Origin of the sequence: Amycolatopsis sp. AA4, from assembly GCF_002796545.1 — a bacterium.
Lineage (GTDB): Bacteria > Actinomycetota > Actinomycetes > Mycobacteriales > Pseudonocardiaceae > Amycolatopsis.
Window position 1 is genome coordinate 5868397 of record NZ_CP024894.1, and the last position, 16127, is coordinate 5884523.

General features: G+C 69.0%; 10 protein-coding genes and 2 tRNA genes. 6 read left to right on the plus strand and 6 right to left on the minus strand.

Annotation, left to right across the window (positions count from 1 at the left end; all coding sequences use genetic code 11):
• Positions 1–10: 10 nt before the first annotated feature.
• Positions 11–1159, plus strand: coding sequence for a xylose isomerase (gene xylA, locus CU254_RS27180; RefSeq protein WP_037714982.1), 1149 nt, complete (start codon positions 11–13; stop codon positions 1157–1159).
• 288 nt (positions 1160–1447) lie between these two features.
• Entirely contained in the window at positions 1448–2692 is a 1245-nt protein-coding gene (aspS, locus tag CU254_RS27185; RefSeq protein WP_050788289.1) for an aspartate--tRNA(Asn) ligase, read from the plus strand.
• A gap of 59 nt (positions 2693–2751) precedes the next feature.
• Here aspS and CU254_RS27190 read toward each other — a convergent pair whose 3' ends face one another.
• The gene (locus CU254_RS27190) at positions 2752–3204 is read right to left on the minus strand and encodes a MarR family winged helix-turn-helix transcriptional regulator (protein ID WP_009081185.1); all 453 of its coding nucleotides are present in this window, start codon (positions 3202–3204) and stop codon (positions 2752–2754) included.
• A gap of 231 nt (positions 3205–3435) precedes the next feature.
• On the opposite strand from CU254_RS27190, the gene CU254_RS27195 reads away from it, so the two are divergent.
• Both CU254_RS27195 and CU254_RS43260 read left to right on the plus strand, forming a co-directional pair.
• Entirely contained in the window at positions 3436–4767 is a 1332-nt protein-coding gene (locus CU254_RS27195; protein ID WP_009081188.1) for a serine/threonine-protein kinase, read from the plus strand.
• 96 nt (positions 4768–4863) lie between these two features.
• On the plus strand, positions 4864–5019 hold the full coding sequence (locus tag CU254_RS43260; protein WP_158688098.1) for a hypothetical protein: 156 nt from the start codon (positions 4864–4866) through the stop codon (positions 5017–5019).
• 30 nt (positions 5020–5049) lie between these two features.
• On the opposite strand, the gene CU254_RS27200 is transcribed toward CU254_RS43260, so the two are convergent.
• On the minus strand, positions 5050–6561 hold the full coding sequence (locus CU254_RS27200; protein WP_009081190.1) for a PP2C family protein-serine/threonine phosphatase: 1512 nt from the start codon (positions 6559–6561) through the stop codon (positions 5050–5052).
• Positions 6562–6716: 155 nt separating this feature from the next.
• Here CU254_RS27200 and CU254_RS27205 point away from each other — a divergent pair, with 155 nt between their 5' ends.
• Positions 6717–11441 carry a HAMP domain-containing protein gene (locus CU254_RS27205; RefSeq protein WP_086024913.1) on the plus strand — a complete coding sequence of 1575 codons (4725 nt, stop codon included), beginning with the start codon at positions 6717–6719 and terminating at the stop codon, positions 11439–11441.
• On the opposite strand, the gene CU254_RS27210 is transcribed toward CU254_RS27205, so the two are convergent.
• Positions 11410–11483 (minus strand) — tRNA-Gly (locus CU254_RS27210). The two genes, CU254_RS27205 and CU254_RS27210, sit on opposite strands and share 32 nt — an antisense overlap.
• A 116-nt stretch (positions 11484–11599) precedes the next feature.
• On the opposite strand from CU254_RS27210, the gene CU254_RS27215 reads away from it, so the two are divergent.
• Positions 11600–11673, plus strand: a tRNA-Pro gene (locus CU254_RS27215).
• 1433 nt (positions 11674–13106) lie between these two features.
• On the opposite strand, the gene CU254_RS27220 is transcribed toward CU254_RS27215, so the two are convergent.
• From CU254_RS27220 to CU254_RS27230, 3 genes are all read right to left on the minus strand, one after another.
• The gene (locus CU254_RS27220; protein ID WP_009081193.1) at positions 13107–13304 is read right to left on the minus strand and encodes a hypothetical protein; all 198 of its coding nucleotides are present in this window, start codon (positions 13302–13304) and stop codon (positions 13107–13109) included.
• Between the two features lie 200 nt (positions 13305–13504).
• The gene (locus CU254_RS27225; RefSeq protein WP_009081195.1) at positions 13505–14386 is read right to left on the minus strand and encodes an RHS repeat-associated core domain-containing protein; all 882 of its coding nucleotides are present in this window, start codon (positions 14384–14386) and stop codon (positions 13505–13507) included.
• Between the two features lie 140 nt (positions 14387–14526).
• A complete protein-coding gene (locus CU254_RS27230) occupies positions 14527–16062 on the minus strand; it encodes a DUF4157 domain-containing protein (RefSeq protein WP_158688099.1) in 1536 nt (511 codons plus the stop codon).
• Positions 16063–16127: the final 65 nt, after the last annotated feature.

Here is a 16127-nt window from a genome sequence, read left to right on the forward strand (position 1 = left end):
AGGGACGGGCATGGCCGACTACGCCCCCGCGCCGGAAGACAAATTCTCGTTCGGGTTGTGGACCGTCGGCTGGCCCGCGGCCGACCCGTTCGGTGTCGCCACCCGGCCGCCGCTCGACCCGGTCGAGAGCGTGCACCGGCTGGCCGGCCTCGGCGCGTACGGCGTCACCTTCCACGACGACGACCTGCTGGCCACGGAACCGGACCGCGACACCGCGATCGCCAGGTTCAAGAAGGCGCTCGCGGACACCGGGCTGCGCGTGCCGATGGCGACGACGAACCTGTTCAGCCACCCGGTCTTCAAGGACGGCGGCCTGACCAGCAACGACCGCGACATCCGGCGGTACGCGCTCACTAAGGTCCGGCGCAATCTCGACCTCGCCGCGGAACTCGGCGCGCAGACCTACGTCCTGTGGGGCGGTCGCGAGGGAGCGGAATCCGACGCGGCGAAAGACGTCCGCGCCGCGCTCGCCCGCTACAAGGAGGGGCTCGACGTCCTCGCCGACTACGCCGTTTCGCAAGGCTACGACCTGCGGTTCGCCCTGGAGCCGAAGCCGAACGAACCGCGCGGCGACATCCTGCTGCCGACGATCGGCCACGCGCTCGGGTTCATCTCGCAGCTGGAGCGGCCCGAGCTGTTCGGCCTGAATCCGGAGGTCGGCCACGAGCAGATGGCCGGGCTGAACTTCGTGCACGGCATCGCGCAGGCACTGTGGCAGGGCAAGCTGTTCCACCTCGACCTCAACGGCCAGCACGGCCCGAAGTACGACCAGGACCTGATTTTCGGCCACGGCGACCTGACCAGCGCGTTCTTCCTCGTCGACCTGCTGGAGCACGGCGGCTACGACGGCCCCCGGCACTTCGACTACAAACCGCTGCGCACCGAGGATCCCGAGGACGTCTGGGTTTCCGCGGCGGCGAACATGCGCACTTACCTGATCCTGCGAGAGAAAGCGCGTGCGTTCCGCGCCGATCCGGAGGTCGCCGAGGCGCTCGCCGCGTCGCGCGTGCCGGAGCTGGCCACGCCGACGCTCGCGCCCGGCGAGACCCTGGACGACCTGGCCGCCGACGAGTTCGACGTCGAAGCAGCCGGCCGGCGCGGCTACCACTTCACCCGGCTCAACCAGCTGGCTCTGGAGCATCTGCTCGGCGTCCGGTAAATCAGGCGACGCGGATGGCGGCGGTGTTTTACCGTTGCGGGCAACACGTTGACGGAGACAAGTAGCGCAGGGTCCCGCGAGGGACAGAGAGCTGCCGGCGGTGAGAAGGCAGTGTCGCGGCCCAGCGCGAAGACACTCCTGAGTGCGGGGAGGAAATGCCCCGCCGGCCCGGCCGCCGTCATCCGGCCAGAACGAGGCCGCCCTCAGGCGGCGAAGGTGCGGTGGCACCGCGAGTGTCCCTTCTCGCCCGCACCCCCAAGGGGTCGCCGAGTGCGCTCAGGAGAAGGAATGAGTACCCGCACCCCGGTGGCCTGCCTGCGTGGCCGCGTGGGCTCCACCGTGACGATCGCCGGCTGGGTGCACCGCCGGCGCGTCCTGAAATCCGTGGCGTTCCTGGTCGTCCGCGACCGGACCGGCACGGCACAGGCGGTTTTCGCCGAGCCGCCGGAGGTCGCCGAGGAGACCGTCGTGCGGCTCACCGGGCAGGTGGTCGCCAATCCGCAGGCACCGCAAGGAGTCGAACTGCGGGAGCCGGTATTAGAAGTACTGTCCGCACCGGAAAAGCAGCCGCCGTTTCCTCTTTATCGACCAGAGGTGGCCGCTGGTTTGCCGGTGGTACTGGACAATGCGGCGGTCGCGCTGCGGCATCCGGTGCTGCGGCGGCGCTTCGAGGTGGCCGCGGCGAGCGTCGCCGCGTTCCGGCGAGCATTGGACGGACAGGGATTCACTGAGATTCACACGCCGAAGATCGTTGCCACGGCGACGGAATCCGGGGCGAATGTCTTCCAGCTCGACTACTTCGGACGTCCGGCTTACCTCGCTCAATCACCACAGTTTTTCAAGCAGGCCATGGTCGGCGTGTTCGAGCGGGTGTACGAGGTGGGTCCGGTATTCCGGGCCGAACCCCACGACACCGCACGACACCTGGCTCAGTACACGAGTCTCGACGCGGAACTGGGCTTCATCGCCGACCACCGCGACGTGATGACCGTGCTGCGGGACGTCGTAGCGGAGATGGCCGCTGCAGCAGGGCCGGACGCACCGACGGTGCCAGAGGAGATTCCGTCGATCGATTTCGCGGCGGCGCAAGCACTTCTGGCCCGCAACACCAGTGAGGACCCGCGCGGCGAACCGGACCTCGCGCCCGCGCACGAACGCTGGCTGGGCGAATGGGCCGAGCGGGAACACGGGTCGGAATTCCTGTTCGTGACCGGATACCCGATGGCGAAACGGCCGTTCTACACCCATCCCGACCCGGCGGACCCGGCCCGCTCGCACAGTTTCGACCTGCTGTTCCGCGGTCTGGAACTGGTCACCGGCGGCCAGCGGCTGCATCGCCACGCGGACTACCTGGCCGTGCTCGGCGAGGCGGCCGCGCAGTACTCGGACTACCTCGACGCGTTCGCGTACGGTATGCCGCCGCACGGCGGGTTCGCGATCGGGCTGGAGCGCTGGGTCGCGCGGGTGCTGGGCGTCGCGAACGTGCGCGGGGCGACGCTCTTCCCCCGCGACCTGCATCGCCTGCGGCCTTGAAAGTCCGTGAAGGGCTCCTTGAGGGAATCAGATTCCCTCAAGGAGCCCTTCACGGAACGTCACTTGGCGGCGAAGGTGAGCGATCCCAGCGCGGTGACCAAGGGCGCCAGCTCCGGGAGCTCCTCAGCCTCGGCCAGCGCGGCCGACAGCGCCGCGTCGTGCGTGGGGCGGGCGGCGGCCAGCAGCTGCTGCCCGGACTGCGTGACCTCGGTGTAGATGCCGCGCCGGTCGTCCTGGCACAGGTACCGCGACAGCAGGCCGCGCTCCTCGAGCCGCGTGACGAGCCGGGTCGTCGCCGACTGGCTCAGCACCACCGCGTTGGCCAGCTGGCTCATCCGCAGGTGGAAGCCGTCCTGGCGGCCCAGCACGTCGAGCACCGTGTACTCGCTCACCGACAGCTCGTGCTCGCTTTCCAGCGCGCGGTTCAGCCGGTCTTCGATCCGCGCGTGCAGCGCCGCCAACGTCCGCCAGCCTTGCGCGCGCGCCTCGACGGCGTCGTCCGACAACGACATGGTGCACCTCCTCCAGGCGGCCCCGGTTGCGGGCGGCCGCGGCCCCGGGCAGCATCGGCGCCGGTCAATGTAGCTGCAAGTATTGCGCGCGCCGGTAGTGTCCGTAAGCCACTCTACCCGCGAACCTCCGCGACGGCCGGTGCCGCGCGTTTTTCCGCGGCCGACTCCGCGTTTGCCGCCGCCCGGGGGCGGGTAAATTGACCGGGCTGCCCCGGCGGAAGGTGACCGGAGATGACGGACTCTGGCGATGCGGACGCGGCCACGACCGCGAGACGGTTCGCGCTGGGCGGGTACGGGCCCGCTCCGCTGGTCCTGAACGACCGGTACGAGCTGGTCGAACGGATCGGCGAAGGCGCGACAGCCTGCGTGCACCGCGCCGAGGACCGCGAAACCGGAGCCGCGGTCGCGGTGAAGCTCTTCCACGCCGGAGCGGTGGAAATGGGCCGCAACCGCCGGGAGCAGGAGATCGCGGCGCTGCGCGCGGTGCGGCATCCGGGGCTGGTCGGGTTCGTCGACGCCGGGGTCGACGAGGGGCACGCGTACCTCGTCATGGACTTCGTGCCCGGGCCCAACCTGTCCGAATGGCTGCGCTCCGGGCCGCTGCCCGCCGGCCAGGTCGTCGAACTGGGCGCACAGCTGGCCGAGGCGCTCGCCCACGTGCACGCGCACGAGGTGACCCACCGCGACCTCAAACCCGCCAACATCCTCATGTCCGGCGACGGCCCGCGGATCGCCGACTTCGGCGTCGCGCGCATCGTGGACGCGACCCGCGTGACCGACACCGGCGCGGTCGTCGGGACGGCGGCTTACCTGTCGCCGGAGCAGGTCCTCGGCGAACCTCCCGGCCCGGCGTCGGACGTGTACGCGCTCGGGCTCGTTCTCCTGGAATGCCTCACCGGCGTCCGCGAATTCCCGGGCACGGCGGCGGAAACCGCGGTCGTGCGGCTGCATCGGTCGCCGCGGGTACCGCCGGGGACGCCGGACCCGCTGGCGAGAACTCTGCGCGCGATGACCGTGCGCGATCCGGAGGAAAGACCCTCCGCGACCGCCGTGGCGCGCGCGTTGCGCGGCACGGAAACGCTGCGCCTTCCGTTCAAAACGCGACTGGCGGTCTTCCGCCGCCGCCATCAGGTCTCGCGCCGCCGCGCGCTGCTCGCGGCAGGGCTGCCGGTCGCGCTCGTCGCGGCCGGGACGCTGCTGTTCGCCACCCCGCTCCGCCCCGGCACCGGGTCCGCGCCCGGCCCCGAACCGGCTCCGGTTCCGGTTTCCCCGCCGTCTTCCGCTCCGTCCGATTCGCCGGACTCCGCTCCGCCGCGTTCGCCGTCCGCCCCGCCGGTCCGTTCGACGGACGCGGCGACGCCCCCGCAGACCACGGCTCTTCCGCCCGGCCCGCCGCCGCAGGCCGGGCTGACGTCGGCAAGCCGGCCGAACCCGCCGAGCCAGTCGGACCAGCCGAACCCCGAGAGCCAGCCGAGCGGGAATCCGCCGAGAACCCCGCCGGGGCAGACGAAACCGCCGCGGAACACCGTCACCGGGCCGCCGAGCGGGAAGAATCCACATTAGACAGTCCGGACCACCCGGTCGGCTGACGCCGCGCAATTCGGTGGCGAAGTCCGTCCCGGCGCGCGATCCTGGTGGCGAGCCGGGGAGGTGGGACCGATGACCGCACACGCACGTCGGTTCGGACGGCAGTGCCGCGAACACTTCGAGCGCCCGGAAACCGCCCGGGCGTCCGAACCGAAACCGGATCCCGAGACCGCCGCCGCGCCGGAGCCGGCGGCGGAACCGGAGCCGGAGGTCCAGCCCGGGAAGTGAATTCCCCTTGCCGGGCAAGGAAACAGCGGGTTACTCCGCGCGCGGCGCGGCCTCGATCGCCAGCACCGCGATGTCGTCGTGGCCGGAGTTCCCGAGCCAGGCCCGCACCGCCTCGCGCAACCGGCGCACGACTTCGCGCGCCGGTTGCCCGACGCAGTCCTCCAGCACCGTGTAGAGCCGTTCGTCGCCGAACAGTTCGGTGGATTCCGTGCGGTTGCGGGCTTCGGTGACGCCGTCGGTGTAGAGCAGGCAGACGTCGCCTTCCTCGAGATGCGTCGTCGCCTCGGCGAACCGCGCCTGCGGCGACACGCCGACCAAGGTGCCCGGCACGCTGATCTCCTCGACCCCTCCCCCGCGCCGCAGCACGAGCGGGGCGGGGTGGCCGCCGGAGGCGAGGGTGACGTCGAGCCCGGACTCCGCGGCCGCGACCGAACCGAGCACGAGCGTCGCGAACCGGTTGCTGCCGCCGGAGATCAGGAGTTCGTTGAGCAGCCGCAGCATCGTCCGGCCGTCGCGTTCGACGAGATGCAGCGCGGCCAGCGAATGCCGCACGCGGCCGGTCAGCGCGGCCGCCTCGGCGCCCTTGCCGCAGATGTCGCCGACGACCACGAACGCGCTGCCGTCCTCGCGGGAGAGGACGTCGTAGAAATCGCCGCCGACGCCCAGCACCCCGCCGGCGGGTTCGTACCACAGCTCGAAATTCGCGCCGTCGATCTGCGCCGGCGGCGTCGGAAGCAACGTCGATTCGAGCCCGCGCGTGGCTTCTTCCTGACTGGCGTAGCGCTGCGCGTTCGCCAGCGCAGTGCCGGCCGCCTCCGCGAACGCCTCGACCGCCTCGCCTTGCGCCAGCCCGAACGCGGGTTCGCCGCGCCTGCCGAGCAGCACCGCGCCCGCCATGCCGGAACCGAACGAGACCACCGAAACCTCGAGGTGCCCTTCGAGCGGCTCGGCCACCGCGGCCGGAAGCGCCGCCACTTCCGTCGCCGGGACCGCCCGCGCCTCAGGCCGGACGCCGTCGGTGACCGCGTCGGACACCACGGGCGCGACCTGGGCCGGAACCCGCCGGATCCGCCCGTGGCCCGCCGCGCCGTGCTCGGTGCAGCTCCACCATTCCCAGCGGCCGCGGGTGGTCGGCAGCAGCACGAAGGCGCAATCGCCCAAAGCGGACGCCGCCAGTTCGGCGATCACCCGCGCCGTGCCGTGCCGTCCGCGCGCGAGCGCCAGTTTCGGACCGGCTTCGGCGAGGAACTCCTCAGGACGGCGGCGGCCGTCGTCGACCACGGTCCAGGCGCGCCAGCCGCCGGGCAGCGCGCGGATCTTGGCCGGCCGGTGGCCGACCTTGCCGGTGGTCTCGGTCACGCCGACGAGCTCGGCCGGGCCGAGCTTCTCGGCGGCCGCGTTGGCCCAGCGCAGAGCGCCTTCCGGGTCCTGCAGGAACACCGGCTCCAGGACGTCGTCGAGCACCGAGCGCCAGAAACCGGCGTGCTCGGGCAGCTCGGCGCCGGGTGGCAGGGCCGACGCCGGAGCGGGCCGTGACACCATGCACGAACCTCCTGCCTCCGGGTCGACCTGACGGTCCTGGTCCTTCCAGGTTGGCACAGTGTGCGCGGGCGGACTGGGTCGAAGTGTAGGGCGAACCGTGGCAGGCTGGGTCGACGACCATGGCTGGCACACGCGTGGTGGGAAGGTCGGCAGAGATGACAGAGACTCCCCAGGCTTCCGGGAGCCCCCGGAACTCCGGGGCCCCTGACCCGGATTCCGTACCGGCGAACGAGGCCGCGGCGCTGGAGCGGCTGCTCGCCGCGGTCCACGACCTCGGGGACGGCAACTTCCGGCGGCGCTTCGTGGCGCACGGCGACGGGATCACCGCCCGGCTCGCGTCGGCGTTCAACGACATCGCGGAGCGCAACCAGCGGCTGGTGACGGAACTCATGCGCGTGCGCGGCGCGGTGGGCCAGGAGGGCAAGCTCAACGAGCGCGTCCGCACCGAGATCGGCCCCGGCGGCTGGGCCACCGCGGTCGACACGGTCAACGGGCTGATCGAGGACGTCAGCCGCCCGGTCGTCGAGCTGGACCGGGTGCTGGGCGCGGTCGCCGAGGGCGATCTGTCGCAGCCGATGGCGCTGCAGCTGGACGGCCGTCCGCTGCGCGGGCAGTACGCCGAGCTGGCCAAGACCGTGAACGGCCTCAACGCGCAGCTGTCGCGGTTCGCCGCCGAAGTGATCCGGCTCTCCCGCGAGATCGCCGGCGAGGGCCGCCTCGGCGGCCAGGCCGAGGTCCCCGGCGTGGCCGGCACCTGGCGCGACCTCACCGATTCGGTCAACTTCCTCGCCGACAACCTCACCGAGCAGGTCCGGAACATCGCCTCGGTCACCACGGCGGTGGCCCGCGGCGACCTGACGCAGAAGATCAACGTCGACGCCCGGGGCGAGATCCTCGAGCTGAAGAACACGATCAACACGATGGTCGACCAGCTCTCGTCCTTCGCCGACGAGGTCACGCGGGTGTCGCGAGAGGTCGGTTCCGAAGGGCGCCTCGGCGGCCAGGCGCGGGTGCCGGGCGTGGCGGGCACCTGGCGCGACCTCACCGATTCGGTGAACCTGATGGCGGACAACCTGACCGACCAGGTCCGCAACATCTCGCAGGTCGCCACGGCGGTCGCGGCGGGCGATCTGACGAAGAAGATCGACGTCGACGCGCGCGGCGAGATCCTGCAGCTCAAGACGACGCTGAACACGATGGTCGACCAGCTCTCGTCGTTCGCCGACGAGGTCACCCGGGTCGCCCGCGAGGTCGGTTCCGAGGGCCGCCTCGGCGGTCAGGCGGAGGTCCCCGGCGCGGCCGGCACCTGGCGCGGCCTGACTGACTCGGTCAACCAGATGGCCGACAACCTGACCGACCAGGTCCGGAACATCTCGCACGTGACCACCGCGGTCGCGAAGGGCGATCTGACGCAGAAGATCACCGTGGACGCGCGCGGCGAGATCCTCGAGCTCAAGACCACGATGAACACGATGGTCGACCAGCTCTCGTCCTTCGCTGACGAGGTCACCCGAGTGGCCCGCGAAGTCGGTACGGAAGGGCAGCTGGGCGGCCAGGCCACCGTGCCCGGGGTCGCCGGCATCTGGCGCGACCTCACCGGCTCGGTGAACTTCATGGCGAACAACCTCACCGCGCAGGTCCGCAACATCGCGCAGGTCGCGACGGCGGTCGCGCGCGGCGACCTGACGAAGAAGATCGCGGTCGACGCCAAGGGCGAGATCCTGGAGCTGAAGACCACGCTGAACACGATGGTCGACCAGCTGTCCGCCTTCGCCGACGAGGTCACCCGCGTGTCCCGCGAGGTCGGCACGGACGGGAAGCTCGGCGGCCAGGCGACCGTGCCGGGTGTCGCGGGCACCTGGAAAGACCTGACCGACAACGTGAACTTCATGGCCAACAACCTGACCGAGCAGGTGCGGAACATCTCGCACGTCACCTCGGCGGTGGCCCGCGGCGACCTGACGCAGAAGATCACCGTCGACGCGCGCGGCGAGATCCTCGAGCTGAAGAACATCCTCAACACGATGGTCGACCAGCTGTCCGCCTTCGCGGACGAGGTCACCCGCGTGGCCCGCGAGGTCGGTACCGAAGGACGGCTGGGCGGCCAGGCGCGCGTCCCCGGCGTCGCGGGGATCTGGAAAGACCTCACCGACAACGTGAACGTCATGGCCGACAACCTGACCGTGCAGGTCCGGAGCATCGCGACGATGGCGAGCGCGGTGGCGAACGGCGACTTGTCGAAGAAGATTTCGATCGACGCGGCGGGCGAGGTCGCGGCGCTGGCCGGGACGCTGAACGACATGGTCGAGACGCTGCGCGCGTTCGCCGACGAGGTCACCCGCGTCGCCCGGGAAGTGGGCACGGAAGGCATCCTCGGCGGTCAGGCGCGGGTCCCCGGCGTGGCCGGTACCTGGAAGGACCTGACCGAGAACGTCAACTTCATGGCGCACAACCTGACCAGCCAGGTGCGGAACATCTCGCAGGTCACGACGGCGGTCGCGCGCGGCGACCTGTCCCGCAAGATCGACGTCGACGCCCGGGGCGAGATCCTCGAGCTCAAGACCACGATGAACACGATGGTCGACCAGCTGTCCGCGTTCGCCGCGGAGGTCACCCGCGTGGCCCGCGAGGTCGGCACCGAGGGCAAGCTGGGCGGCCAGGCCGAGGTCGAGGGCGTGTCCGGCACCTGGAAGCGGCTGACCGAGAGCGTGAACCAGCTGGCGGGCAACCTGACCACGCAGGTCCGCGCGATCGGCCAGGTCGCGACGGCGGTGACCGCGGGCGACCTGACCCGGCACATCACCGTGGACGCGTCCGGCGAGCTGGCGGACCTCAAGGACAACATCAACCAGATGATCGCGAACCTCAAGGAGACCACCTCCGCGAACCGCGAACAGGACTGGCTGAAGACGAACCTGGCGCGGCTGTCCGGGCGGATGCAGGGCCACCGCGACCTCGCGTCGGTGGCGACGCTGATCCTGTCCGAGCTGGCCCCGCTGGTGAGCGCGCAGCAGGGCGCGTTCTTCATCGCGCACGACGACGAGGACGGCGGCGACCCGGACAAGCTGCTCGACTGCATCGCCGCCTACGGCCTCGCCCAGGCCCGCACCGGCCTGCGCTTCCGGCTCGGCGAATCGCTGATCGGCCAGGCCGCGGTGGACCGGCGGACGATACTGGTCAACGGCGCTCCCCCGGAGTACGCGCTGGTGTCGTCCGGGCTCGGCTCGGCCCCGCCGGTCAACGTGATCGTGCTGCCGGTGCTGTTCCAGGGCGAGGTGCTCGGCGTGCTGGAACTGGCGTCGGTCAACGAGTTCTCCGCGGTGCATCTGGACCTGCTGGAGCAGCTGCGGCACACGATCGGCGTCAACGTCAACACGATCCTGTCGAACTCGCGCACCGAGGCGCTGCTGACCGAATCGCAGCGGCTGGCCCAGGAACTGCGCGCACGGTCCGAGCAGCTGCAGGCCCAGCAGGGCGAACTGCGCCGGTCGAACACCGAACTGGCCGAGAAGGCGGCTCTGCTGGCCCAGCAGAACCGCGACATCGAGGTCAAGAACATCGAGATCGAGCAGGCGCGCCAGGAACTCGAGGAACGGGCCGGGCAGCTGACGGTCGCGTCGCAGTACAAGAACGAGTTCATGGCGAACATGTCGCACGAGCTGCGGACCCCGCTCAACAGCGCGCTGATCCTGGCGAAGCTGCTGTCGGAGAACCCGGAGGGCAACCTCACGGAGAAGCAGATCCAGTTCGCGAAGACGATCTACGCGGCCGGGTCGGATCTGCAGCAGCTGATCAACGACATCCTGGACCTGGCGAAGGTCGAGGCGGGCAAGCTGGACCTGCAGATGTCCGACGTGACGCTGCCGGAGCTGGTGAACTACGTCGAGTCCCTGTGCCGCCCGCTGACCGCGGACAAGGGCCTGGAGTTCGCGGTCCTGATCGACCCGCCGGTGCCGGGCAGCGTGCACACCGACGAGCACCGGCTCCAGCAGGTCCTGCGGAACCTGTTGTCGAACGCCGCGAAGTTCACCGACGAGGGCGGTGTGCGCCTGCACATCCGGATGGCCGACCCGGAGGAAGTCGAACAGGAGTCGCTGCGCTCGGCGGCCGGAATCATCGCGTTCGCGGTCGAGGACACCGGGATCGGCATTCCGGAGGAGAAGCTGGAAGTCATCTTCGACGCCTTCCGCCAAGCGGACGGGACCACGAGCCGCAAGTACGGCGGAACGGGGCTGGGCCTGTCGATCAGCCAGCAGCTCACCGAGCTGCTGAGCGGTGAACTGCGCGTCAGCAGCGTCCCCGGCAAGGGCAGCACCTTCACGCTGTACCTGCCGGTCGGCGCGGCGAACCTGATCGCCCCGACGACGCCGGTGCGTCCCACGCCGAAGCTGCCGGTCCTGCCGAGCACCATCACGGTGGCCGAACCGAACAGCGCGCCGAAACGCTTCAACGGCGAGAAGGTCCTGATCGTCGACGACGACCTGCGCAACGTCTTCGCCCTCGCGGCGGTCCTGGAGCAGGCAGGCTTGGAAGTCATCTACGCCGACACGGGCGTGGCCGGAATCCGGGCGCTGGAACGCCACGAGGACACGGCGCTGGTGCTGATGGACGTGATGATGCCGGAACTGGACGGCAACGCGACCATCGCCGCCATCCGAGCCGAAGCGGCCCACGAGGACCTGCCGGTGATCGCTGTCACAGCGAAAGCGACGGAGGAAGACCGCGAACGCACCCTGGCTTCCGGAGCGGATGACTACATCACGAAGCCGGTGGACACGGACCTGCTGCTGGACGTGATCGCCGCCCGCCTGGAGGCGGACGCGGCGTCGTCGTCCGAGGTAGAAAGCTTGGAGCGGGTGACGGGAATCGAACCCGCGTAGCTAGTTTGGAAGACTAGGGCTCTACCATTGAGCTACACCCGCAGCGCCCTCGGTGACCCGGGAGCGAAGCCAGCTTAGCGTGCCCGCTAGGGTGGGTCGTACACCCCCCGGGTACTTCGGGCTTCCGGGCTTCCGGGCCTCGGGGTTTTCGGGGGTGCCGGGATGTGGCGCAGCTTGGTAGCGCATCCGCTTTGGGAGCGGAGGGTCGCAGGTTCAAATCCTGTCATCCCGACCTAGAGGGGCTGGACCTGCGGGTTCAGCCCCTTTTTCGTGCTGTGGGGCGCGGGGCGGGCGTTGGTGCGGGGCTTGGTGACACTCCTATTTGAGGACTTCACCTGCGCACTCCAACGCTGGTCCCGACTCGGACGCCCTGACCGGCCCTCATCGATGAGTGATCCACGTCACTTGAGGCTGCCGACAAGAGCACCTTCACGATCCGCGGGCACTGCGACGCCGCACGATTCCCTCTTCCCTGGCTCGCCGATCCGATCCGCCCACCACGGACTACCCCGCGGCATGGCTGGCGCCGGTCCCGCCGGGCACGTACCGCCTCGCCGCCACCAGGCCGGCAACGCGAACAACAACTGCCGCGCACTGAACTCGTGGTTCACCTGACTCCTCGCGGCAGGCGAAATCGAACACCGCCCCATGACGCGAATGAATTCCATCGCCTATCGGAGATCCGCCGATTCCGGCCGCCTCGGTGGAGTTCATTCAGCGAATTCTCCCGAGTTGCCAGGACTCGATTTCATCAGCCGCCGCGCTCAAGGTCATGATCCGGAGACGAGCCGGCAGATGCTTGCAGCACGATCGGGCACAACCTCTACGCACGCTTTCAGCCGCACACGTTCCTCAAGCCTGACGGGAGCGAAGGCGACTTGATGCTCCTCAACGGGTGAACCATAGCGCAGATAGCCCACCGCTACAGGGCCCAGCATCACCCTCCCTGGGTCACGCGGGCAGACAGAGCCGGTTCGCCTGCAACTCCGAGACCAGAACAGAGACCCCGCTCAGCGCCGACTGGTAGTTGCGGTCGGCCAGCCGCCGGCACCTGGCCGCGCTCTTTGTGCGAGACGAATCCTCACCACTTCGTTTCCGAACCCCGTTTCAGCTCCAGCCCGCCGGGTTCGAGCCCGTCTCGCAGTCGACAGGGCTAACGTGTTCTCGTTCTTTTTTCCTGTCGAACTCTCAAGCCCCCGAGAATGAACGGACGCTGGGCTTCTCGCTTGATCCGCAGATTCCCGGCAAGCGCTGGTGCTCCTGCTGTGGTCGCGGCGATCGCGGACCGGCCCGGCTCGGCAGCTGAATTCGACGTCTGTCCTGGAGCCTGCCGCATGAGCGCGGCGGCACACCTGGGCAGGGGTCCACCGTCGCTGTTCGAAAAGCGGGCCGATCGACGTAACCAAGATTCTCGAGCGGACCTGTTGCTGCGCAAAACTTCCAGCGGCTCCCCAACCGTTTCCCGCGCCGCACGGCAGCTGTTCAACCACATGCCCGGACAGCTCTTCCACTGTCTCCAAACAGGACCTTAGACGCTGATGTCAGCGAGACGCCTGTGGCTGGAAGATGTTTATCTCACGGCCACAGGCGTCGTCACAGCAGATGGTCGCCCGCGTCGATGTCGCGCCACAGGGGGCGGAGCATCCGGTCATCCGGAGGCAGGGATCAGAGCACTCCTGCTGCCGTCAATGCTCCTGCCGCCAGAGCCACCAGTCCTACCGCGCAAATCACCACTCGATTATAGGTGAGCCGCCGTGAAGACTGTTCGCCGTTCTTCGACTCTTTCAACAGGGCGAAATTCTTGTTGAACACGATGATGGCGACGCCGAAGAGCGCCGCGACGATGCCCAGGAAAACTCGCATAATCAACGCTTCTTCTTTCCGCGCTGGATTAATTTTGTCACGACGAATATTCCGACAAGGACAAAACTATGCCGAAGATGATGCCGACCCAGGGCGGCACTTCCCACGTCCCTGAGGGCGGGGCTTGGGCCAGAACCGCGGCGATGGCGCTGAGGCTGCCCTAGATCGTCATCGTGGATCAACTCCAAACTGGTTGCGGGCTAGAACGAGAAACTGAGACTTGCCGAACATTTCGGCGTCGAGAGCGAGCTGCCGAGCGACCCGGACGCTGTGCCGCTCGTGCTGACCGAGAAGCTCGCCGGGCCGGCGGAGCAGCTGCCGACCCCCGCTACGCCAAATTTCCCATTGGGGGTTCCGCTGCTGGACACCAGGCCTCCGCTGATGCCCGGACTGCCGAAGCCGAAGGAGATCGAGTTCCCGTATTTGTGGTTGGTCCCGCACGAACCTGTGTATCCGATGCAGAGGCAGTAGCAGGCTTCGATGTTTCCGCCGATCGACGAGGCTCCGGTCGGATCGCTGTTGTTGACCGGGTCTCCCTTGGCATAGGCGTAGTGGTTGATCTCCTGGCGGGTGGGGTCCCGAGACGTAAAGCGGCCCCATCCGGGAAAGTACCACCGGTAGCCCAGAATGTGGTCCGCGCCGTACTGGTACTGGCCGAGGTAGTGGAACGGGTTGTCCCCGGCCGCGGCGCCTGAGGCGGTGACGCCGCCGTAGGGGTCGTACTTGTACGTCGCGGCGACCGCGCCGGTCGTGGAGATCAGGGCGACGACGCTGCCCTGATAATCGGTAACGACGTTGTAGCGGGCACCGGAGCCGGTTTTCTCGGCAACGATGACACCCTTCGGGTCACGGGCGAGACTGGTGCGAGCGCCATTGTGCACGTCTTGGGTCAGGCCAAGTGCGGTGGTGGCGAACACGTTTGTGGTGACGGAGCCTCCGCTGGTGTAGGTCAGGTTCCGCGGTCGGGTTTGGTCGAGGCTGTCGTAGCTGGCGGTGAAGCTGTTGCCGGCGGCGTCGGCGGAGGAGGTGTACTGGCCTGCGTCGCGGTAGTTGTAGGTCTCGGTGGGGCTGCTCGATCCCAAGCGAATGCGACGCCTCGACGAAGAAGCGCAAAATCAGCGCCTCGGCCCACTTCGGTCAGGTCAAGATCGGGAATGCCGCGGCATCGCGGAATTCTGCCGCAGCGTTGCTTCCCCTCCCAGATCGCCCAAGCCCCGTCATGTCATCGAGCACCCGGGCGGAAGTCCACCCCTTCTTTGTTGAGCCCGTGCTTGACCACGAAGCTCTCCACCCGGTCGCCGCTGGGCCAGATGGATCCGAGCTCGCGCAGGCTTTCCAGGTACTGCTGGTTTTGCGGCGCGTCGGTGACCGCCAGGTTGCCCGGCAACTTGGTCGCCCACGGATTATCGGTCTCACGGATGCGGTGTTCAAGGTTGAGCGGCTCGTAGCTGATCGTACCGGTGTTCTTGTCCTTGATCCGCACCTTCAGCGCACCGCGCCCGTCGTCGATGGCGTCACCCCTCCTGACCAGCTGCTGCGCGATGCCTTTCAACTGCTCGTCTTCCCGCAACTGATTGGTGATCCGGCCACGAAGGTTCGCGTACTGCTGCTTGCCCAGCGGACGTGCCTCGCTCAGAATCGCCTCCGCGCGCCGACGCTGGCTCGGATTCAGCGTGGCCGCGTCGCCGACCTCGTTCATCAGCGCTTGGAAGTCCGCGCCCAAACTGGCCAGCCGCACTCGATTGGAGGTCTCGCGCGGGTTCTTGGTCAGCTCGGTCACGATGCCTGGGAGCTTGGCATTCGCGAGTTGTTCGTACTCGCCGAGCAGGCGCAGGCTCGACACCGCGAGCTCACGTGCCTGCGGGAACTCGGTCGCGCCGGGGATCGGCCGGGGACCGGGTCCCGGGCCGAGCGCCTGCGCCAGCCGCCTCCCCGCGGCAGAGCGCGGCGCGGGCGCGGCCTGGTGCTCTACCTGCACCTCGCCCATCCTCGGCGTGATCGTGTTCTGGTGCACGGCGCCCAGCACGCTGATGAAGTTCCCCATGATCATCAGATTTGTCTGCTCGTTCGCCTGCTCCTGCCGTTGGTCCAGCTCACGCGCGGTGCCGCGTTCGTAAGTGCCGACGAAACCCATCATGTCCGGCGACTCCCGCTGGATGACGCGCCCCACGATCTCGTCCCCGGGGCGGCCCGGGTCCGCGTGCGGCATGGCCGCGATCGCCGGGTCCTCCCGTTCCCTGGCGGGCGTGAACCCCTTGCCGAGCAGGTAGGAGGCGAGCCGGCTGTCGCTGACCGGGCCGAGGCCGAGTTTGAGGATGAAGTCTTCCTTCGACGTCGACTGGCCGAACAAATCGAGGATCTGCTCCCTGGTGAGGCTCTCGGGGTCGGTCTGGCGCCGGATCACGCCCGCGGCGTCCACCAGGTCGGCTTGCTGCTCGGCCGGCGCGTGCGGGTCGCCCAGGCGCAGCGGACGGCTCGGCGAGCCCACGGGCTGCTGGCGCACGTGGATGAGTTCGTGCCGCAGCAGCCGATTCCCCTCGGCAGTCCCGGGCGCGTAACGACCGGCACCGAACACGATGTTCTGGCCAAGCGTGTACGCGGTCGCGCCGATGGCCCGCGCGGAACTCGCGGCCCGGTCGCCGGTATGCACCCGTACCCTGCTGAAATCCCAGTGCAGGTCGGCTTCGGCGCGAGCCCGAACAGCCTGGTCCAGCGGGCGACCTGGTTCGCGCAATTCCTCTGGCACAATGTCCGGCACGGGGACCCGAGTTGGCGTCGGTCCGGGTTCGGGACGGGCATGCTCCATGTCCCGCATATGACCAC